The organism is Streptomyces sp. WZ-12 (assembly GCF_028898845.1).
Taxonomy (GTDB): domain Bacteria; phylum Actinomycetota; class Actinomycetes; order Streptomycetales; family Streptomycetaceae; genus Streptomyces.
Genome location: NZ_CP118574.1, coordinates 8,508,494 through 8,527,380, shown reverse-complemented (window position 1 = coordinate 8,527,380; position 18,887 = coordinate 8,508,494). Strand labels below are relative to the sequence as shown.

Genomic DNA, 18,887 nt, shown 5'->3' with positions numbered 1-18,887 from the left:
ATGACCCTGCTCAACCTCGCGGCCATCGGCTCCGCGCCGCTGTCGACGGATCCCTACCCGCACGCCGTGCTGCACGACAGCTTCGCCGACCACCAGGACGCCCTGGTCGCGGAGTTCCCCACCGAGGGCTTCCACTACGACGTCCGGGACACCGCCGAACCCGGCCGCAAGCGCTACCGGACGTACAACTACCAACTCGTCAGGTTCGGGGAACCGGACCGGCACAACATCGGCAGGCTCTCCCCGCGTTGGAAACTGCTCCTCGACGACCTCACGGCCACCGCCTACCGCACCGCCGTCAGCGCCGCGACGGGGGCCGACCTCACCGGCACCGTGCTGGACATCCGGCTGGTCCGCTACGCGGACCGCTGCTGGATCGAACCCCACGTCGACCGCCCCGACAAGGTCGTCACCCATCTGTTCTACCTCAACGCGGAGTGGCAACCCCGGTGGTCCGGCGCGCTGCGCGTGCTGCGCTCCGCCGACATCGACGACTGGAGCCAGGAGGTGTTCCCCCTCGCCGGGACCTCGGTGCTGATGGTCCGCACCGAGCGTGCCTGGCACGCGGTACCGCCGGTCACCGGCGCGGGCCCGCACGACAGGAAGACGCTGCTGGTGCACTTCGCCCGGCCCGCCGACGCGGCCGCGGGCCCGGGGCAGAGGTGAGATGCGGAACATCCTGATCGTCGGCATCTGCGGCGTGGGCAAGTCGACCCTGGCCCGAACCCTCGCGCGGCAGTTGGGCCTGCGCCATGTCGAACTCGACGCGCTGCGGCACGGCCCCCGGTGGGGCGTGCGGGCCTCCTTCGCGGACGACGTGGTCGCGCGCACCGCGACGGACGGCTGGGTCGTCGACTCGACCGCCTATCCGGAGGTGCTGCCGGGGCTGTGGTCCCGGGCGGACACCGCGATCTGGCTGGAGTTGAGCCGGGGCGTGGTGCTCGGCCGGGTGCTGCGCCGTACCGTGCGGCGGCTGGTGAGGCGGGAGGCGTTGTGGGCGGGCAACCGCGAATCGTGGCGGGGTGTGCTGAGCCGTCGGCACCCGGTGGTGAAGGTGCTGCTTGACTTCCGCACCCGCCGAGAACAGGAGCGGCGGATGCTGGCCCGTTTCGACGGCACCGTGGTGCGGCTGCGCACACCGGCTCAGGTCGCGGCGTACCTGTCCGGGGTCCGGGGAGCGGGCCCCGGACACGGGGCGGAGTTGGGCGGCCGTGGTGACCGGGATGGCGGGAGGGGCGGCGATGTTCTTGGTGGCCGCTGACGGGTCGGCTGACGCGCAGGGCCTGCCGGGGCTGCGCGTGGTGCGGGACGACCGGGTGACGGTGCTCGGCCGCCCCGGACACGATCTCCTCCTCTTCGAGGGAGTGCTCTACCCCGACGGTGGCATGACCCCCGAGCGGCTGCTGCGGATGTTGCGGAGCACGGCCGGCGCGAGCACCGCGGCCGACTGGGCAGCGGTGAAGGGCAGATACGCCGGCGCGTACCTGTGCGCGCGGCCGAGCGGGACCCGGTTGCTGGCCTTCAACGACCATCTGGGCGTCGCGGATCTGTACTCCTGGGTCGAGGGTTCGGACCGGACGGTGCGCGGTTTCGCCGTCAGCAACGCCTTCGCCGCGTTGCTGCCTCAACTACCCGCGTCCGCCCGGCGCTTGGACGGGCGGGCGGCGGACGCCTTCCGGGTCCTCGGCGCCACGGTGAACGGCCGGACCTTCGCCCGCGGGGTCCGTCGGCAGCCCCCGGGCACCCTGCTGGCCCTCGATGCCGGAACGGTGCGCCGGGCGCGTAGCTGGCGCTATCGCTTCGAGCCGGCGGCACGGGACATGGACGAGGCCCTGGACCGGTGCTGGCGGCTGATCGAGCGGGCCGGCCGGCGGATCGAGGCATGCGCACCGCAGGGCGGACCCGCTCTGCTGGGCATCAGCGGCGGGCACGACTCACGCGTGACCGGCGCCGCCTGCGTCACCGCCGGCATGGAGCTGACCGGCTACTTCTTCGGCGAGCGGCACAGCAGCGCGGGGCGGGCGGCCGACCAGGTCGCCCGGGCCCTCGGCACCCCGCTCGGCTTCCCCGGCCGCAACCGCGAACTCCCCCGGTACTTCGCCGCTTCGCTGCGCCACCAGCCGATGGCGGACCTGGAATGGTGCAAGTACCTGCCGGGGCGGGACGCGCTCGTCGCGGGCTCCCGCGCGCTGCTGTCCGGCAGGCTCGGCGACCACCTCTTCAGCGACAAGGGGCACCAGCCCGAGGACGGTCCGCAGGACGACCGCGGGATCGCCGCCGACCTGTTCCGCGAGCTCGCCAAGGAGGAGGCCGGCGCGGCCGCCGAGGGGATCGTCGCGGACATCACCCAGGAGCTGGCCGGCCTGGGCGGTTCGGGGGTCCAACGCAGGCGCGGCTTCAACTTCCAGAGCATGAGCATGTCCGTCAAACAGTGCGGGCTGTTCCACACCCTCGGGACGATCCCCCACTACTCGGTGTTCGAGGACATCGACGTCTTCGAGTCCGCGCTGGACCTGCCCAACGCCTGGCGCGTCGACAACCGTTTCTACGACACCCTCTTGGAGCGCAGACAACCGCCCCTCGCCCGCAGCCGCATCGCCGTTCCCACCACCAACGAGCACAAGCCGATCGAGCACTGGCTGTGCGGCAACGCGGAATTCGCCGCACAGGCGGGACAACTCCTGGACCCCGCCGAGGACATGGCGCTGCACGGACGCCGCCGCACCTTCGGCGAGGCACTTGAGGCGATACTCGCGGGCCGGGCGACGCGGAACGAGATCCATCAGTACTTCCGGCGGGCCACCGTCAAGGCGTATGAGCGCACGCACGGCTAGCCCCGCCGCGCACCTGCGCGCCCACGCCGAACTGGCCCGCTACGGATACCGGCGCTACGCCACCTACGCCAAGGCATCGCTGCTCGGCCTGGCCACCACCGTGCTGTTCGGCGTGCTCCGTTCCGCGATCATGCGTGGTATCTACGCCGATCCTCGGGAGATCGGTGGCTACCACGTCGCCCAGGCCCTCACCTATGTGTGGCTGGTCCAGGGCCTGATGACCGTCGTCCGGATCTACGGCGACGCCGAACTGGCCACCCGCGTGCGGAGTGGTCAGATCGTGGCCGACCTGGTCCGGCCGGTGCACCTGCAGTCGGCGTACTTGGCGGCCGACTTGGGGCGGGCCTGGTACCACCTGCTGTATCGCGGCGTGCCGCCGATGCTGGTCGGCTGGGTGTTCTACGGGCTCACCGGGCCGCCGGGTGTGCTGGGTTGGCTGGCGTTCCTCGCCAGCATCTGGCTCGCGGTCGTGGTGAGCACGCTGTTCCGCTTCCTCTACAGCCTGTCCTCGTTCTGGCTGTTGGACTACCGCGGGGTGGCGCTGATCGCGGTCATCCTGGTGAATCTGCTCTCCGGTTTCGTCCTGCCGACCGGCTTCTTCCCCCACTGGCTGCAAGCAGTGGCGGCGGCCACCCCCTTCCCCTCGATCGTCCAGGTGCCGGTGGATGTCTTCACCGGACACGTGACGGGTCTGGGGGCCGTCGCGGCGCTGGCCCGGCAGGCGCTGTGGGCGCTGCTCCTCCTGGCGGCCGGGCGGTGGCTGCTCGCCGTCGCCCGTCGGCACGTCGTGATCCAGGGAGGCTGACCGGTGTTCGCCCTCGCACTCCTGCTCCGGCTCGCCCGCGTGCAAGTACGGTCGCAGATGCAGTACCGGACCAGTTTCGCCCTCTCGCTGGCGGGCAACTTCGCCTTCACCGCACTGGATTTCGCCACGATCGTCCTGCTCTTCGGCGACATCTCGCGGCTCGGCGGCTGGACGGTCGACCAGGTGGCACTGCTCTACGCGGTCTCGTCACTGTCCTACGCCCTGTGCGAGCTCACGCTGGGGAGCCTGGACCAGCTTCCGACGATGGTGCGTGACGGCTCGTTCGACACCCTGCTGCTGCGGCCGGGGCCGACCTTCGTCCATCTGTTGGCGACGGACTTCCTGCTGCGTCGTGCGGGGCGTCTGCTCCAGGCGGTGGTCGTGCTCGTCGTGGTGACAGCCCGCTACCCCGCAACGCTGTGGACGGCCGGGAAGGTTGTGGTGCTGCTCTCGTCGGTGGTGGGCGGTGCGGTGATCATGGGGTCACTGTGGATCGTGGCCGCTTCCGCCTCGTTCTGGGCCAACGGGGCCGACGGTCTGGTGAGCGTCTTCTCCGCGGGCACGAGCTTCCTCGTTCAGTACCCGCTCGACGTCTACACGGCCTGGCTGAGGTCGTTCGTGCTGTTCGTCGTCCCCCTCGGGTTCGTGTCGTACCTCCCGGTGAGCTGGGTGCTCGACAAACCGGACGCGGCGGGACTGCCCACCGCGGTCCGCCTCGCCACACCCCTGGTCGCCGCGGTGACCGCGGGTGCCGCCGCGCTCGTGTGGCGCACGTCCGTCCGCCACTACCGGAGCCCGGGAGGCTGAATGACCGACCCCATCGAGATGCGGAGTGTCACCCGCACCTTCACGGTGCGCACGAAGACCGGCCGGTTCCGCAGCACGCGCAGGGAGGTGGCCGCGGTGGACGACCTCAGCTTCTCCGTGGCCGCCGGGGAGTTCGTCGGGTACCTCGGGGCCAACGGCGCGGGCAAGTCCACCTCGATCAAGCTGCTGACCGGTGTCCTGGCACCAACCACCGGCCAGGTACGGGTACTTGGCCACGATCCGTTCGACGAACGCGCCAAGACCGCCCACCGCCTGGGCACCATGTCCGCCCAACGCATCCAACTGTGGTGGGACCTGCCACTGCGGGACTCCTTCGAGCAACTCCGCTACATCTACCGGGTCGACGCCGCCCGCTACCGCGCGCGCCTCGACGAACTCGTCGACGTACTGGGCCTCGCCGACCTGCTGCCCGTCCCGGTGCGGCAGCTCAGCCTCGGCCAGCGGATTCGCGGCGAACTGGCCGCCTCCGTACTCCACTCCCCCGACGTGCTCTTCCTCGACGAACCCACCATCGGCCTCGACGTCATCGCCAAGCAGCGTATCCGCGCGTTCCTCACCACCCTCAACCGCGAACAAGGCGTCACCATCCTGCTCACCACCCACGACATGGCCGACCTGGAGCGCATGTGCTCCAGGCTGCTGGTGCTCTCCAAAGGCAAGTTGATCTGCGACGACTCGATCAGCCGGCTGATGGTGGCGCACGGCCTGGAGCGCACCCTCGTGGTCGACCTCACCGACCCCCACCCACCGCTACGGATACCCGGCGCCAGGGTCAGCAGGGTCGAGGGCCCGCGCCAGTGGCTGAGCTTCTCCACCCGGTCCCTCCCTCCGGACCGCCTGATCGCGGAGATCACGAAGCAGGCCCGCATCGTCGACCTCACCATCAACGAACCCGACGTCGAAGACCTGGTCCGGGCCCTGCACGAGACGGAGCGCAGATGAGCCGGGACACACCGCACACCACCCCCGCCCCGGCGACCAGACGCCGCCCTCACGGAGGCATGACCGTGTCCAGCCCACCAACGCCCCGTCCCGCGCGGGGATCCCGGGTCATCCCCGGCGCGCCGAACGCCCGGGATCTCGCGGGCCTGCGCGCCGACTCCGGCCGGTACGTCAGGCCGGGCCTGATGTACCGCGGGGCCGCGGCCGCCATCGGCCCGCTGACCGACCGCGCCGGCCTGCGCGTCGTCGTCGATCTGCGGGGCGGCCGCGAGAGCGCCGGCCAGAAGCCGCCCCCGGACGTCACCGTGCTGTCCCGGCCGTTGGTCGCCGACCGGTCGGTGATCAAGACCGGTGGCACGCCCCAGCCCTCCCATTACCTCGCCTACTACCGCCAGTTGGCCCGACTGGCCGCGCCCACGGCCGCCGAGCTCGTCGGCGTGCTCGCCGAGCCGGAGCGCCTGCCGCTGATGGTCTGTTGCTCGGCCGGCAAGGACCGCACCTCCGTGGTGTGCGCGCTCGTTCTGCGTGCGATGGGCGTGCGGGTGGCGGACCTCGCCCGCGACCACGCCTTGACCGGCCGGCTGTTCCGCCGTGACCCGGCAGCGACGCGGCTGCTGCCATGGGCACGCGGCCTCGCCCCGCGCGATCTGGCCGCGCGCACCGCCACCCCCGGCTACGTCCTCCGGATGTTGCTCTGCGGCTTGGAGCACGAACACGGCTCCGTCCGGCGGTTCCTCATGGACCACGGACTGCGGTCGGACACCGTGCGCCGGGCCCGCCACATCGCCCTCAGCGCTCCCCGCACGGCCGTCCTCGACGGCGTCGCGCACCCGCAACCTGACACCGACAGGAGTTGACGTGACCTCACCCCCCACCGGGCGCGGCTATCTCACCCATGCCTTCAACCACGAAGGCGCCGACTACCTGCGCATGGCCTACTGCCTGGCGCTGTCGCTCCGCCTGACGCAGTCCACCGTCACCGGACTGAGCGTCATCGTGCCGCGCTCGCAACACCTGCCGGACCGCTACCGGCAGGTCTTCGACCACGTCATCGCGATCCCGGACGTCCGGCCGGACTTCGTCAACAAGACCTGGCGGGTGGACAACTACGTGCGGATGTACGACCTGAGTCCGTATCGGGAAACCGTGACGGTCGATGCCGACACCCTCTTCTTCGACGACGTCTCCCCGTGGTGGGAGGTGATGGCGGCGGCGGACCTCGTCGGCGGGACCGCGGTCACCTACCGGGGGGAGCCGATCGAGCACAACCCCCTGCGCAAGGAGTTGTACCGGATCGGCCTGCCCGATCTGCACAACGGGTTCTGCTACTTCCGGCGCGGACCGGTGGCCGAGCGGTTGTTCGCCACCATGTCGGGCTACCTGGAGGACTGGGCCGGGACCTGCGCACGCCATTTCGGCAACCCCCACGTGCCGTTCTCCTCCGACTCCGCCTTTCTCCTGGCCGTCCGGGACAACGGCCTTGAGGACGTCGCCGCCGGCCCCCGCCCCGGCACACCGCACTTCGTCCACATGAAGGCATGCGTCCAAGGCTGGCCCGGGGTGCCGGAAACGGCCCGCGAGTGGCGCCCCCACGTCAGCCACGCCTTCGACGACCAACTGCGGCTGCACATCGGCGGAATCCGCATCGGCGCGCCCTTCCATTACCACGTGCGGGACTTCATCACCGACGACCTGCTACTGGCCTACGAGACCGCGCTGGAGGCCCGGCATGGCGCCGCCCGGGGCTGACGCGCGGGCCGGGCGGGTACTGCTCCTGGGCTGGAACACCGGGCGCGCCGCGGCGGCCCTGGTCGACCTGGGCGCCCGCGTGACGTGCGTGACCGAGCCGTCCGAGGCGGCCGCCGCCCGCAGCAGCGGGCTGGCCGAACGGACGGTGGCCGCCGCCGATTCCGCCGACACCGAGGCCGTCCTCTCCGCCCTGGCTCGCGCGGGCCTGCGACCACACGACTACGCCGCCGTGGCCCCGTCCCACGAACTCCGGGTGGTCACCGCCTCCGTACTGGGCGCACTGGGCGGCGCCAGGGCACTGCCGCTGGCCACCGCCCTCGCCCTGCGCGACAAGGCGCTCCAGAAGCACCTGATCCGTGCGGCGGGCGTCCCCACCGCGAGGTCCGTCGTGGCCGAGTCACCGGTCGAAGTGCCCTTGACGCCCATCGGGTTCCCGGCCGTCGTCAAGGCGCTGAACGGCCACGGCAGCCTCGGGGCCGAGCGGTTGCACTCCCCCGCACACGCCCGCACATGGACGTACCGACCCGGCGGCGACGGCCCCTGGCAGGTCGAGGAGTTCGTCCCGGGACCCGAGATCCATCTGGACGGTGCGGTGCGCGCAGGCGAGGTGACGGCGCTCGCGGTGTCCCGGTACCTCGGGAACGTCCTCGACACCCACCACGGCGGGCCGATGGGCTCCGTGATCGCCGACCCTCGACGCCATGCCGACCTCTACCGGCGCGGCCGGTCACTGGCAACCCGCGCCCTGGCCGCCCTCGGGCACGACGACGGCGTCTTCCACATGGAGGCGTTCGAACAGCCCGACGGGTCCTTCGTATTCGGCGAGTGCGCCGGCCGGGTGGCAGGCGGACGCATCGACGAGGTCGTCCGGCGCAAGCTCGGAGTGGACCTGCACGCACAGTGGGCGGCGGCGCTCCTCGGTCTTCCGGCACCACCACCGCCGACCCACCCCGCCGAGGAGGCGTTCGGCTTCCTCCGCCTGTCCGCGGCACCCGGAGTGGTGGACGAGGCACCGGGCACCGCGGAGGTCCTCTCCCGGGACGGGGTGGTCATGGCGGAACGCGAACGCCGGACGCGGGGCGCGCGCACCGGCCGACCCGTCTCCTTCGCCGTCGTCCGTGCCGTGCTGACGGGCAAGGACGAGGACCATGTGACACAACGCGCCCACGACCTCGTCGCCTGGTACCACCACCGGATGGACCAGATCGTGCGGGGCACGGCCGGCACCGCGGAGGACGACGGTGCCTAGCGAGCAACCCGCGGGCCGCACCGTGACACCGCGGACCAGGCACTTCGGGGTGAGCCCCAACCCGCGCAACGCGGTCAGGCACCAGGCGGTCCGCCAACTGCGCCCCGGCGCGTGGCTGGTGCACCACACCGGAGACCGCTTCCCGTCCCGCAAGGCGTTCGAGCACGTCCACGGAGCGGACTTCGATGCCGCCCAGTTCGAGGAGGCCCCCATGGCTACACGACGTTCCGGCTCCGCCCCCGCGCGGGGGTCGGTCCAACCGGCCCTGCTCCGTGGGCGGCGGTGAACCGATGACGCTGCTGAAGAAGTTCCCAGCCGACTTCCTGGTTTCGGAGAGCCTGGTCCTGCCCACCACCGCACCGGGCGCCGCAGGCACCCCGTACCACTACGTGCGGCTGCGCAAGCGTGGCTACACCACCTTCGAGGCGATCGACACGCTGTCCGCCTTCTGTGATCTGGACGCGCGCGAGGTCGGCTACGCGGGGCTCAAGGACGAGGACGCGATCACCGACCAACTCATCTCCCTCACCGGCCCGTTGACCCTCGAACGCATCGAGGCGTTCAACACCGAACACGGCGCGGGCGAACACCAACAGGGCCACCCGCCCTTCCTGATGTTGCGTCACCACGGCTACGGCCCGTTGGCGCTCGGGGTGGGCGAGTTGGACGGCAACAGCTTCCACATCGTGGTGCGTCATCTGAACCAGACGCAGGCCGAACGGCTCGACGGCATCCGCGGCCGGCGCAGCCTGTACTTCGTCAACTACTACGACACCCAGCGGTTCGGAGTGCCCACGGGACCCAAACGCACCCACCTGATAGGCCAGGCACTCCTCGACGGCGACCACGGCCGCGCCCTGGAGCTGGTCCGCGAGTCCGGCTCCGCCGAGGCGACCGCCGCGCGGCGGTTCACCGGCCCCGCCGCCGAGTTCTTCAGCTCTCTGGACCAGCGCCGGGTCGCCTTCTTCCTCTCCTCCCATGCCTCCGCCGCCTGGAACCGTCAGGTGAGCGACCTGGTCCGCACGAACTGCGCTGACGCCATGGTCCGAGAGGTGCGCGAGGGCATTCCGTACCTGTTCCCCACCACTGCCGACGGGGTCCTGGCAGTGCTGCGGGACGGCCTGGGCCTGCGCTACGACAGCTGGCGTTGGCGGGACGGGCAGCTGACCTCATCCCCCTCGGCGCGGCCGGCCGCCGTGCAGACCCAGGTACGCGTTGGCGAGGTCACCGAGGACGAGAGCGCCTCGGGGGCGTGGAGGTGCACGCTCAAGTTCTTCCTCGGCTCGGGCTCTTACGGCACCACCGCGGTCGGCCAGTTCTTCCACCAGCTCCAGGCGGTCGCGCGGTGAGCGCCGACTCCTCGCCCGCGCTGTTGGTGCAGGGCGGCCACGAACTGCGTGGCGAACTTCGCGTACCGGGGTTCAAGCACGCCTTCGTCACCGTCCTGGCCGGCGCGCTCACCGGGCGCTCGGCGGTGACGATCGACAACTGCCCCGCCATCGAGGAGACCCGGGTGCTGCTCGCCTTGGCGCAGGCACTCGGGGCCCGGGTGCACGAGAACGGTCGCAGGGTGCTCGTCGACCCCTCGGGCCTGACCGGGCAGTCACTGGACCCGCAGTTGGTCGATCGCATCCACGGTGCGGTCTACCTGCTGCCCGCCCTCCTGGCCCGCTCCGGCCGGGTACACCTTCCGGTCGCCGGCGGTTGCCAGATCGGCGACGAAGGCTCCGGCGCCCGTCCGGTGCGCCAGTACGCCGAGGTGCTCCAGCGGTTCGGCGCCGAGGTCACGGTCGGTCCCGATGGTTCCCTGACCGTGCGCGCCGACCGGCTGACCGCTTGCGAACTGGACCTGCGCGACTGGACATCGGACCGGGAGCTGCGCACCGGTCCGCTGTACTCGGGGGCCACCAAGATGGCGATCCTCACCGCGGCTTCGGCACGGGGCACCACCCGGCTGCGGCACCCCTACCCGAAACCCGACGTCACTGAGCTGGTCCGGCTGCTCGACGCCACCGGCCGCCCCGCGCGCTACACGCCCGAGGGCGATCTGCTGATCGAGGGCCGACCGGACGGCGGTCACGGCCGTCCCGTGCGGCACATGCTGGTCAGCGATCTGATCACGGTGGTCACCTGGGCCACGGCCGCCGCCCTGACCCGGAGCACGATCCGACTGACCGGCCTGACGCCGGACCGCCTGGCGACGGGCCTGGCACCGGAGATCGCCGTCGCCCGTGACATGGGCCTGGACTGGCAACCCACGGCAGACACCCTGGATTTGACCGGCGAGCCACCCGACGCGCCGGTCGACGTCACGGTCGCCTCGCACGGCATCTACAGCGACAGTCAGCCCTTCTTCATGCTCCTGGCGACGCTCGCACCGGGTGTCTCGCACCTCCGGGAAACCGTGTGGCGCCGCCGCTTCACGCACGTCCCGGAACTCCGACGGCTCGGCGCCGACATCGAGGTGACCGAGGCCCGGGCCCGGATACGCGGCGGCTGTCCGCCCCACCGACCGGACCAGTCGGTGGCCGGCGGCGACCTCCGCGCCGCGGCCGCCCTCCTGCTCGCCGCCCTCGCGGTGCCCGGCCAGGTCCGGGTGCACGGCGCCGAACATCTCGTGCGCGGCTATGAGGACTTGGTCACCGACCTGGTGAAGCTGGGAGCACATGTCCGGTCCGAGCCTTGAACGACGCCCCGGCGCTGCGGAGTCGGTACCGCTCATCGGCACAGTCAGCGGCGAGCCCAGGCCCCCTCCTCGGTCCGCCGCCTGATCGGGGTCCCGCTCCGCGATGAGGGCATGGCCGACAGCCCCGTCCGCACGCAGCCCCTGCCGGCTTGCGCGCGGACGGGGCCACCCGCCCTTGTCGACGGCGCGCTTGCCCGTCCATGTCCTGCCGGGTGATTCTTCCGGTTCGCGGACGTCAGGCCGTCGATTCCTGAGGTCGGTCGTGGTCGATGCGTTCGCCCTTGAACAACACCCGGCCCGTCGCGTAGGGGACGAGCTCGTAGAACTTCTTCAAGACCTCGCCCTGGCAGTGGGCGTCGAAGGCCGCGCGGTCGGTGTAGACCTCGTCGAGGTAGAAGCGGTTGGGGTCGGCCTCGTCGTGGATGACCTCGAAGCGGAGGGTGCCTTGCTCGGTGGCCAGGGATGTCCGGGCGTCGAAGAGGGCGGCGGCGGTGAAGTCCCCGCGCCGTTCCGCCGGTACGTCGAACTGTGCCAGTACGTGGTAGGTCATGGAGCGTTCCTCGGGGTGAGTTCGGTCATCGGGCCCCAGCCGCCGTCGGGGGCGTCGTTGCGATGCGGTACTTGACGGCGGTGCGGTCCAGACGGTGATCCTTGGGGAAGTGGGTAACGGTCTTGCCCGTTGCGCTACGGGTGTTGGGGGTCGGGTGGGAGGTAGGCGATGCCGTGGGCGCCTTGTAGGTGGGCGGCGTCGCCGGGGTCGATGTCGAGGACGTGCAGCGGGGTTCCGGTCCGTAGGTCGATGACGTGCAGGGTGCCGGAGCGGAGGTTGGCGACGAAGGCCCGTTCGTTGTCAGGGGTGCTGCGGATGGTCAGGGGCACCTTGCCGACGTCGGTGGTGAAGTGCGGTGCCAGTGCGCCGGAGGTGCCTTCGGGGCGGTGGACGGCGAGTTGGCCGTCGGCGGGGGTGCCTGGTGCGCTGAAGCGGACGAGGCCGGTCAGGACCTGGCCGTCGCGGGTGACGTGGACGGCGGACGGGGGGTGTGGGAGCGGAAGCGTGGCGGTCACCTCGTCGCGTTCGGTGTCGATGACCTTCAGCGCGGCCGGTGGCTGATCGGCGTCCCCGCCGGCGTAGTTGATCATTGCTGCGGTGGAGTAGAGCCACCTGCCGTCGGGGGCGAGGGCGATCTCCTCCGTACCGTGCGGCATGGGGATGCGCCCGGTGAGCGTGCCGCGTTCCAGGTCCAGGACGGACACGAACGGGGCTTCCTTGTTGGCGGTGTAGGCCCTGGTGCCGTCCGGGGTGACGGCGAGCCAGTGCGGGCCGGCCGCGCCGACCGGGATGCGCGCGGTGACCTTGCGGGTGGCGGTGTCGATCGCGAGCACCGCCCCGCCACCGTTCCCGCCCGCCTCCACGGTGGCGTAGAGGAGTCCGTGCGGCGCGTCGAGGGCGAGGCCGTGCGGCGCGTGTTCCGGGTCGAGGGGGATGACGTCGAGCAGTTCGCGACGGTAGGGGTCGATGACGGAGATCTCGTGGGCCTTGGCGCCGGGCGCGGTGTAGACGCCGGAGCGGTAGGTGTGCGAGACGTACAGCAGGCCCCGGTCCGGGTCGGCGGCGATCTCGTGCGGCTGCGCGATCACGGGCAGGTCGCCGAGCGGCTCGTAGGAGAGGCCGTCGAAGAACCGCAGTGCCTGGCCGGTGGAGGTGACCACCGCCAAGACCGGACGGCGGGGCGCCGGGGCGCTCACTGGACGGTGCCTGGGAAGTCGGCGCGGCGGATGAACTCGATGACCTCGCCGTCCAGGCCGTAGACGAACGCTATGCGGATCGTGCCGTCCGGGTGCCCGTTGAGGCCGGTCTGGGACAGGTCGGCGGGGGACTGCATCTCTCGGGCGCCGTGCGCGAGGGCGTGGGCGTACGCGGCGTCCACGTCGTCGGTGCGCAGCGCGATGTGCAGCAGTGCGTTGTGGGCGGCGCGCGCCTCGTCGCTGGGGGCGGGGGCGGCGTGGTCGGGGTGGGCCGGGCCGCCGGGGACGGCGGTGGTGGCATCGAACAGCTCCAGGTAGCTGCCGTTGCCGGAGTCGAGGAACGCGGAGCGGCGCACGGCGTCCGGCGAGGTCCATTCGTGGGCGACCGTGAAGCCGAGGGCCTCGCGGTAGAAGCGGACGGTGGCGTCGAAGTCGGCGGCGCGGAGGGCGAAATGGTCGAATCCGCGGTGCAGTCGGGGGGCGGTGTTCATGGCGATCGGGGTTCCTTCCCATCCCGTTCGTGCAGAGACGCCCTCCACGCTAGGAGCACGCCAGGCATAGAGCAAAGAAGAAATTTCAAATAAAGCCATAGTCTTGCGCTATGTCTAACCTTGGGCCATGTCCGCGACCCTCCGGCAGCTCGCATACCTCCTGGCCGTCGTCGATCACGGCTCCCTCACCGAGGCCGCCGCCCACCTGCGCATCAGCCAGCCCACCCTGTCCCAACAACTCAAGGCCCTGGAACGCACCGTCGGCACCCCGCTCTTGGAGCGCACCCCGCGCGGCGCCCACCTCACCCCCGCGGGCCGCGCCTTCCTGCCGGGCGCCCGCCACTCCCTCGCGGGTGCCGAGCGCGCTACGGGAGCCGCGCGCGCCGTCGCCGGCATGATCCACGGGGAACTGCACCTGGCCACGGTCCTGTCCGTCGCGCTCGGCGTGGTCCCCTCCGTCCTGGCCGCCTGGCACGACCGTCACCCGCACGTCGATGTCGTCCTGCACGAGTACGGTGATCTCGGCGCGTTCGTCGCGTCCATCGCGGGCGCCACCGCCGACGTCGCGATCGGGCCCCTGCCGGCAGGCTGGGACGGTCCCCATCACCCGCTGGGCGCCGAGGAGTTCGTGGTGATCACCCCGCCCGGCGACCCGCTGGCCGGACGCCGAACCGTCCGCCTCGCCCAACTCGCCGACCGCCGCTGGGTGTTGTACGGACCTTCGCACGGCCTGTCCGCGATCGTCAGCCGCCTGTGCGCCGAGGCCGGGTTCACCCCCAGCCCCGCCATCCGCTCCACCCAGACCGCCGCCCTCCCCCGCCTCGTCGCCGCCGGGCTGGGCGTCGCCGTCGTCCCCGCCAACATCCTCACCCCCGACTTCCCCGGTGCCGTCCTCCGCCTCACCCCCCGCCACCGCCGCACCCTGGACGCCTTCTCCCGCCCCGCACCGCACCCCCTCATCACCGCATTCCTCACCACAGCCCGGGACCACGCCCGCGTTCATCCCGAACACCTCACCGTTCTCGGTCGATGAGGCGGGCCGGGAGCTTGGGCGCGTCCGATGGGTTGAGCCGCCGTACCGCTGTGTGGTCCGAGCCTCGTGGGATCACGCGACGCCGACCCAGGGGCACTCCGGCGGGTGCCTGAGCAAGGTGGGCAGGCCCTACATCGGATCTCAACGCCCCCGGTGAAACCCGGAGTTCCCGGCGGGTTGAGCGCGCGGGCACCGAGAGCGGAATGAACCGTTTCTTGAACTTCCGTCTCCTATCGGCCCGTTCGCTCACCTGTCAGGGTTCTCCCCGTACCACTGAGGTACGGGGAGAGAGGACTCTCGGTGAACCTAAAGGTGAGATCGGCACTGGTGGCCGGCGCGCTGGCGGCTGCTGCCGTGGCGGGAACGACGGGCACCGCCCAGGCGAACACCTACCAGTACAACGTGATGCTCCAGGACTACGCCACCGGCCGCTGCCTGGACTCCAACGGCGGCGATGTCTACACCAATCCGTGCCAGCCCGGTAATCCGTGGCAGCGGTGGAACGTCGTGTCCTACGACGGCAACGTCGGTGGCTACTACGACCGGGTGGAGATCGTCCATCGCAAGGAGGGCAACTGCCTGCGAGTCCAGTGGTCGCATTCCGTCTCGACAGGCAGTGGCTGGTACGCAACCCGAGCGGCAGGGTGCAGTTCGAGCGACTACCACGACCAGTGGAACATGACCTGGGTCGGCAACGGCTCCGGCAACCCTCGCAACAGTTGGCAGTTCGCCAACTACCAGGCGGACTCCAATCTCAACGAGGTGCTCTGCCTTGATCGCGGGCAGGACGGACACTGGAACCAGTTGCTGTGGGACCAGGGCCACCCGCAGGGCGCCCAGGTCGCCAGGACCACCTGCTACAACCACACCAACCGGTACCAGATGTGGAACATGGTCCATTAGGCCAAGGCAAGACCCAGCCCGGTGTCCGGCCGGCGGAAATCGCCGGGTGCGGAACGGGTGCGGACCACGAGCAACGCCGCGGGCGAATAGCCACGGCGCGGGCTTGTAGATCGTCCGGTCGAAGCCGAGGCTTCATCCGAACGATGACGAGCGGGCCGGCTCCGTCGTCCGGGAAAACGTGCCGCGAGGGCCATGCCACGTAAAGGCCAGCTAAGCGTGGCAATGGCCATAGAACGTCATGGCTATACCATCTGGGACATGGCGCCCAAATCCGTCCCAGACGCCGCCTCCGAGGCCAACGAGCGGATACGCGCGTTCATGGCCGCCCGTGCCAGCCGGGCACTGTCCCCGGAGGAGCAAGCCGAGTACGAGCAACTGCTCGCCGACTGGGCGGACTCCGTACCTGGTCGCCCGGCCTCAAGTTGAACGACGAACCGCCCCGCCCCTGCCACGGCAGCAGCGGGGCGGTTCTTGCGGTTGCTCGGACCACGAGCGGCGGCGGGACGCGAGGCGGCCCGCTCGCCGTGTGACTGCCCCTTTCCCGTTATGTGACCGGAAGGTGACCGCCGGGCCTGGCGGCTCGGGGCGCTGTTTGTCTGGGCGCATGAACAACGACAACGGCTTCACGCCGCGACAGCACGATCACGCCGACGACCAGTCCCCGCGCACCCAGCACAGCCCCGGCCACCGGAGCCGCACCCGCCAGCGGCGGGGTGTTCTCGCCGCCCTCGTCGCCGTCACGACGGTGACTGGCGTCGCGCTGACCGGCTGTGGGAAGTCCGGCGGTGCGGACGGCGCCGGGAAGGCGGATGCCACCGAGGCGGTGCAGAAGAGCAAGAAGGTGCTGTGGATGGGGGACTCCATTGCCGGTGCCGAGGCTCCACCGCTGGAGGCCGCGCTGAAAGCGAGCGGTGTGGCGTTCAAGAACGCGGCGTCCGACGGGGGTGGCACGGTCGTCGAGGGCGACAAGATGGCCGCGCCGATCGCGGCGGACACCTGGAAGGACGTGGCGAAGAACGTCGGGGCGTTCCATCCGGACGTGATCGCGTACCAGATCACCACCTACGACTGGGGCACCCAGGACCAGCAGCGGGCCTCGTACGAGAAGCTGGCGAAGACCGCGGAGCAGGCGGGCGCCGAGTTGGTGCTCGTCTCGGCCCCGCCGTTCAAGATCGACGACTTCTACAAGAAGTACGAGGGTGCGATCGCCAGCGCGCCGAAGGCGGCCAAGGAGGTCGCCGACCGCAGCGGCGGCAAGGTCCGGTTCCTGGACGCCTCCGCGCTGTGGGGTACCGACGCCAAGGGCGGGAAGGCCCAGCGGGCGTCCGACGGTATCCACTCGTGCCAGCAGGGTTCGGCCGCGTTCGCCAAGTGGTTCACGGATCAGCTCGGCAGGGCCTACGGCTTCACCCCGGCCACCCCGGAGAAGTGGGCGAACGGCTCATGGACCGGCGATGCGCGGTACGGCAAGCTCGGCTGCCGCTGAGCCGGGTCGCGCAGCGCCTGATCCCTGCCCTCCTCCCCCACCCGTCTCTCACGCGTCCTGGACCTTCATGTCGTCATCAGCCTCGCCGCCGTCCCCGCCCCCGTCCGTATCGGGCTCGCACCGTCGTACGCGCGTCCCAGGACGCCCTCGGGCCGCCCACATCGCCCCGCTCGACGGGCTGCGCGGGCTGGCCGTGTTCGCCGTGCTCCTCTTCCACGCCGGGCACCTGAGCGGTGGCTTCCTCGGTGTCGATCTGTTCTTCGTGCTGTCCGGCTTCCTGATCACGGGATTGCTGCTGCGCGAGGCGGCGGATCGGGGGCGGGCCGGTCTGGTCGCGTTCTGGGGGCGGCGGGCGCGGCGGTTGTTGCCCGCGCTCGCCGTCGTCGGAGTCGGCACCCTGCTGCTCACCTGGGCGTTCGGGTCGCCGTCCGCACTGCTCTTCGCCCTCGAAGACGCGCCGTGGGTGGCGGCCCAGGCGGCGAACTGGCACTTCATCGTCGAGCAGATCGGGTACTGGAACGCCTCCGGCTCCCGGGTCTTCGCGCACCTGTGGAGCATCGGCGTCGAGTGGCAGTTCTATCTGGTCTGGCCGCTGGTGGTGGCGTGCGTCGGGAGGGGGCGGGGCGGGCACCGGCGGGTCGCGGTCCTCGCGGGCGCCGGGGCGCTGGTCTCGCTCGCGCTGATGCTGCACTTCGGCGGCGCGGTGGACACGACGCGGGCGTACGAGGGCACCGATACCCGGGCGTTCTCCCTGCTGTTGGGCGCGCTGGCGGCCACGGCGCCGGTGCGGAGTCTGGTGGCCCGTATACCCCGGCGTGTCGCGGATGGGATGTGCGCGGTGCTGGTGTGCGGCATCGGCGCGGCGTGGGTGCTGACGGACGGTCAGAACGCGCCCGGGCTCTTCCGGGGCGGGCTGTTCGTACACTCCTTGGCGGCCGCGCTGTTGATCGCGCTGCTCGCCCAGGCACCGGACGGACGCGCGGGCCGACTGGCCGGCAGTGTCGTCCCGCGCCGTCTCGGAGAGCTGTCGTACAGCCTGTATCTGTGGCACTGGCTGGTCTATCTGCTGTTGCCGCAGACGGTGTTGGGGGTCGGCGGGTGGGGGCGCACCGCCTTCGCCATCGGTGTGTCGCTGTTGGCCGCCTGGCTGACGAAGGTGTGGGTGGAGGACCCGGTCCGGTTCCGGGTGCGGTGGGCGACCGGGCGTCGGGGCCTGTTCGCGGTCGTCGTCGCCGTCGGCGTGGCGGCCGGTGTCTGGGCGGCCGTACCGCAACCGAACCCGGGCGCGGGGACGGTGGACGTCGGGCGGTTGACGGCGCCGTGAGAGGTAGGTGCCCGGCGCCCGGACGACCGGCGGGGAAACTGGGCGCGTACGGGAGGACGGGGGCATGGCCGGTGAACAGGGCGAAGGTTGCTTACGGAATGCGTGGAGCTGGTGTGGTTCGGTTGGGCGCGGTGTGGAAGGCGGTGCCTTGGGGCGGAGTTCGGCCGGCCCGCGCCGTCGGGACCGCGCTGCTCGTCGGCTTGGTGCTCGCCGGCTGTGGGGTCCCCGATACCGGACCGGAGGCGGCCGGCGCGCCGGCCCGAGGAGGGCGGGCCGCCCATGCCGACCACTGGGTGCGGGTGTATTTCGCCGCCCCGAACGGCACCTGGCCCGTCGCCCGCGCCGCGCCGGCAGGTGCCGGTCCGCAGCGGGCGCTGGACGAGTTGTTGGCGGGACCGACCCGGGACGAGCGGGAGCGCGGGCTCAGCACGGCGCTGCCGACCGGCACGCACCGGGTCCGGGCCGAGGCGGCGTCGCCCGGCACGGTGACGTTGCAACTGCCGTGGCTGGTATCGGAGTTGGACCGGACGGCGGTGAACCAGTTGGTGTGCACGGCCGCTGCGGCGCCGGGGGTTGCGGGCGGCCGGCCGCCCACGGACGTTGTCGTACAGGTCTACGAGTCCGGGCTGCCTGGGGAGCCGTGGACGGTCACCTGCGACGAGACGGGCGCGGCCGTCCCGGTGGGGGCGCCGCGCGCGCGTCACTGACTCCCCGAACTCCCCGTACCACCTGCATCGCCTGTGTATCTTCGCCGTAAATCCGCCCATGGCACCCCTTTGCGAGCTGCTCCGGGGGAGCGGATGCGCCGACG

Annotated in this window: 21 protein-coding genes; 18 read left to right on the top strand and 3 right to left on the bottom strand. The window is 71.3% G+C overall.

All coding sequences use genetic code 11. The features are described from left to right. The 12 genes from PV796_RS37400 to PV796_RS37345 all read left to right on the top strand — a co-directional run bounded on the left by PV796_RS37400 (position 1) and on the right by PV796_RS37345 (position 11,093). Positions 1-666 carry a 2OG-Fe(II) oxygenase gene (locus tag PV796_RS37400; RefSeq protein WP_274918200.1) on the top strand — a complete coding sequence of 222 codons (666 nt, stop codon included), beginning with the start codon at positions 1-3 and terminating at the stop codon, positions 664-666. Between the two features lies 1 nt (position 667). Beyond that, entirely contained in the window at positions 668-1,261 is a 594-nt protein-coding gene (locus tag PV796_RS37395) for an adenylate kinase (RefSeq protein WP_274918199.1), read from the top strand. Continuing rightward, on the top strand, positions 1,242-2,834 hold the full coding sequence (locus tag PV796_RS37390) for a hypothetical protein (protein ID WP_274918198.1): 1,593 nt from the start codon (positions 1,242-1,244) through the stop codon (positions 2,832-2,834). The genes PV796_RS37395 and PV796_RS37390 overlap by 20 nt, the downstream gene beginning before the upstream one ends. Then, entirely contained in the window at positions 2,815-3,639 is an 825-nt protein-coding gene (locus PV796_RS37385) for an ABC transporter permease (RefSeq protein ID WP_274918197.1), read from the top strand. The genes PV796_RS37390 and PV796_RS37385 overlap by 20 nt, the downstream gene beginning before the upstream one ends. 3 nt (positions 3,640-3,642) lie before the next feature. Then, positions 3,643-4,446, top strand: coding sequence for an ABC transporter permease (locus PV796_RS37380; protein WP_274918196.1), 804 nt, complete (start codon positions 3,643-3,645; stop codon positions 4,444-4,446). After that, positions 4,447-5,409, top strand: a complete 963-nt coding sequence (locus tag PV796_RS37375; RefSeq protein WP_274918195.1) for an ABC transporter ATP-binding protein — start codon at positions 4,447-4,449, stop codon at positions 5,407-5,409. It begins immediately after the preceding gene. Between the two features lie 65 nt (positions 5,410-5,474). Then, the gene (locus PV796_RS37370; RefSeq protein WP_274918194.1) at positions 5,475-6,266 is read left to right on the top strand and encodes a tyrosine-protein phosphatase; all 792 of its coding nucleotides are present in this window, start codon (positions 5,475-5,477) and stop codon (positions 6,264-6,266) included. Between the two features lies 1 nt (position 6,267). Then, the gene (locus PV796_RS37365; RefSeq protein ID WP_274918193.1) at positions 6,268-7,158 is read left to right on the top strand and encodes a hypothetical protein; all 891 of its coding nucleotides are present in this window, start codon (positions 6,268-6,270) and stop codon (positions 7,156-7,158) included. Continuing rightward, positions 7,139-8,407: an ATP-grasp domain-containing protein gene (locus PV796_RS37360; protein ID WP_274918192.1), complete on the top strand. Its 1,269-nt coding sequence runs from the start codon at positions 7,139-7,141 to the stop codon at positions 8,405-8,407. The genes PV796_RS37365 and PV796_RS37360 overlap by 20 nt, the downstream gene beginning before the upstream one ends. Before the next feature lie 49 nt (positions 8,408-8,456). Continuing rightward, positions 8,457-8,693, top strand: a complete 237-nt coding sequence (locus tag PV796_RS37355; RefSeq protein WP_274918191.1) for a hypothetical protein — start codon at positions 8,457-8,459, stop codon at positions 8,691-8,693. A gap of 4 nt (positions 8,694-8,697) precedes the next feature. Then, on the top strand, positions 8,698-9,756 hold the full coding sequence (truD, locus tag PV796_RS37350) for a tRNA pseudouridine(13) synthase TruD (RefSeq protein ID WP_274918190.1): 1,059 nt from the start codon (positions 8,698-8,700) through the stop codon (positions 9,754-9,756). Beyond that, the gene (locus tag PV796_RS37345; protein WP_274918189.1) at positions 9,753-11,093 is read left to right on the top strand and encodes a hypothetical protein; all 1,341 of its coding nucleotides are present in this window, start codon (positions 9,753-9,755) and stop codon (positions 11,091-11,093) included. The genes truD and PV796_RS37345 overlap by 4 nt, the downstream gene beginning before the upstream one ends. Positions 11,094-11,328: 235 nt before the next feature. Here the strand turns inward: PV796_RS37345 and PV796_RS37340 are convergent, their stop codons facing one another. The 3 genes from PV796_RS37340 to PV796_RS37330 form a co-directional block, all read right to left on the bottom strand. Next, entirely contained in the window at positions 11,329-11,643 is a 315-nt protein-coding gene (locus PV796_RS37340; protein WP_274918188.1) for a putative quinol monooxygenase, read from the bottom strand. 134 nt (positions 11,644-11,777) lie between these two features. Continuing rightward, the gene (locus PV796_RS37335; RefSeq protein WP_274918187.1) at positions 11,778-12,803 is read right to left on the bottom strand and encodes a YncE family protein; all 1,026 of its coding nucleotides are present in this window, start codon (positions 12,801-12,803) and stop codon (positions 11,778-11,780) included. 32 nt (positions 12,804-12,835) lie between these two features. After that, on the bottom strand, positions 12,836-13,330 hold the full coding sequence (locus PV796_RS37330) for a VOC family protein (RefSeq protein WP_274918186.1): 495 nt from the start codon (positions 13,328-13,330) through the stop codon (positions 12,836-12,838). A gap of 127 nt (positions 13,331-13,457) precedes the next feature. Here PV796_RS37330 and PV796_RS37325 point away from each other — a divergent pair, with 127 nt between their 5' ends. From PV796_RS37325 to PV796_RS37300, 6 genes are all read left to right on the top strand, one after another. Beyond that, the gene (locus PV796_RS37325; protein ID WP_274918185.1) at positions 13,458-14,363 is read left to right on the top strand and encodes a LysR family transcriptional regulator; all 906 of its coding nucleotides are present in this window, start codon (positions 13,458-13,460) and stop codon (positions 14,361-14,363) included. Between the two features lie 300 nt (positions 14,364-14,663). Further along, positions 14,664-15,266, top strand: a complete 603-nt coding sequence (locus PV796_RS37320) for a hypothetical protein (protein ID WP_274918184.1) — start codon at positions 14,664-14,666, stop codon at positions 15,264-15,266. A 258-nt stretch (positions 15,267-15,524) separates the two neighbouring features. After that, entirely contained in the window at positions 15,525-15,692 is a 168-nt protein-coding gene (locus PV796_RS37315) for a hypothetical protein (RefSeq protein WP_274918183.1), read from the top strand. 178 nt (positions 15,693-15,870) lie between these two features. After that, the gene (locus PV796_RS37310; RefSeq protein WP_274918182.1) at positions 15,871-16,752 is read left to right on the top strand and encodes an SGNH/GDSL hydrolase family protein; all 882 of its coding nucleotides are present in this window, start codon (positions 15,871-15,873) and stop codon (positions 16,750-16,752) included. Between the two features lie 67 nt (positions 16,753-16,819). After that, positions 16,820-18,076 carry an acyltransferase family protein gene (locus PV796_RS37305; protein WP_274918181.1) on the top strand — a complete coding sequence of 419 codons (1,257 nt, stop codon included), beginning with the start codon at positions 16,820-16,822 and terminating at the stop codon, positions 18,074-18,076. Positions 18,077-18,174: 98 nt separating this feature from the next. Further along, positions 18,175-18,783 carry a GerMN domain-containing protein gene (locus PV796_RS37300; protein WP_274918180.1) on the top strand — a complete coding sequence of 203 codons (609 nt, stop codon included), beginning with the start codon at positions 18,175-18,177 and terminating at the stop codon, positions 18,781-18,783. Positions 18,784-18,887 lie beyond the last annotated feature (104 nt).

What these genes read in the sequence shown, in the direction of transcription:
- PV796_RS37315 (WP_274918183.1), top strand. Translation starts at nt 15,525, where the DNA reads ATGGCGCCCAAATCCGTCCCAGACGCCGCCTCCGAGGCCAACGAGCGG.
- PV796_RS37310 (WP_274918182.1), top strand. Translation starts at nt 15,871, where the DNA reads ATGAACAACGACAACGGCTTCACGCCGCGACAGCACGATCACGCCGAC.
- PV796_RS37375 (WP_274918195.1), top strand. Translation starts at nt 4,447, where the DNA reads ATGACCGACCCCATCGAGATGCGGAGTGTCACCCGCACCTTCACGGTG.
- PV796_RS37395 (WP_274918199.1), top strand. Translation starts at nt 668, where the DNA reads ATGCGGAACATCCTGATCGTCGGCATCTGCGGCGTGGGCAAGTCGACC.
- PV796_RS37325 (WP_274918185.1), top strand. Translation starts at nt 13,458, where the DNA reads ATGTCCGCGACCCTCCGGCAGCTCGCATACCTCCTGGCCGTCGTCGAT.
- PV796_RS37400 (WP_274918200.1), top strand. Translation starts at nt 1, where the DNA reads ATGACCCTGCTCAACCTCGCGGCCATCGGCTCCGCGCCGCTGTCGACG.
- PV796_RS37330 (WP_274918186.1), bottom strand. Translation starts at nt 13,330, where the DNA reads ATGAACACCGCCCCCCGACTGCACCGCGGATTCGACCATTTCGCCCTC.
- PV796_RS37300 (WP_274918180.1), top strand. Translation starts at nt 18,175, where the DNA reads ATGCGTGGAGCTGGTGTGGTTCGGTTGGGCGCGGTGTGGAAGGCGGTG.
- truD (WP_274918190.1), top strand. Translation starts at nt 8,698, where the DNA reads ATGACGCTGCTGAAGAAGTTCCCAGCCGACTTCCTGGTTTCGGAGAGC.
- PV796_RS37390 (WP_274918198.1), top strand. Translation starts at nt 1,242, where the DNA reads ATGTTCTTGGTGGCCGCTGACGGGTCGGCTGACGCGCAGGGCCTGCCG.
- PV796_RS37360 (WP_274918192.1), top strand. Translation starts at nt 7,139, where the DNA reads ATGGCGCCGCCCGGGGCTGACGCGCGGGCCGGGCGGGTACTGCTCCTG.
- PV796_RS37305 (WP_274918181.1), top strand. Translation starts at nt 16,820, where the DNA reads ATGTCGTCATCAGCCTCGCCGCCGTCCCCGCCCCCGTCCGTATCGGGC.
- PV796_RS37385 (WP_274918197.1), top strand. Translation starts at nt 2,815, where the DNA reads ATGAGCGCACGCACGGCTAGCCCCGCCGCGCACCTGCGCGCCCACGCC.
- PV796_RS37340 (WP_274918188.1), bottom strand. Translation starts at nt 11,643, where the DNA reads ATGACCTACCACGTACTGGCACAGTTCGACGTACCGGCGGAACGGCGC.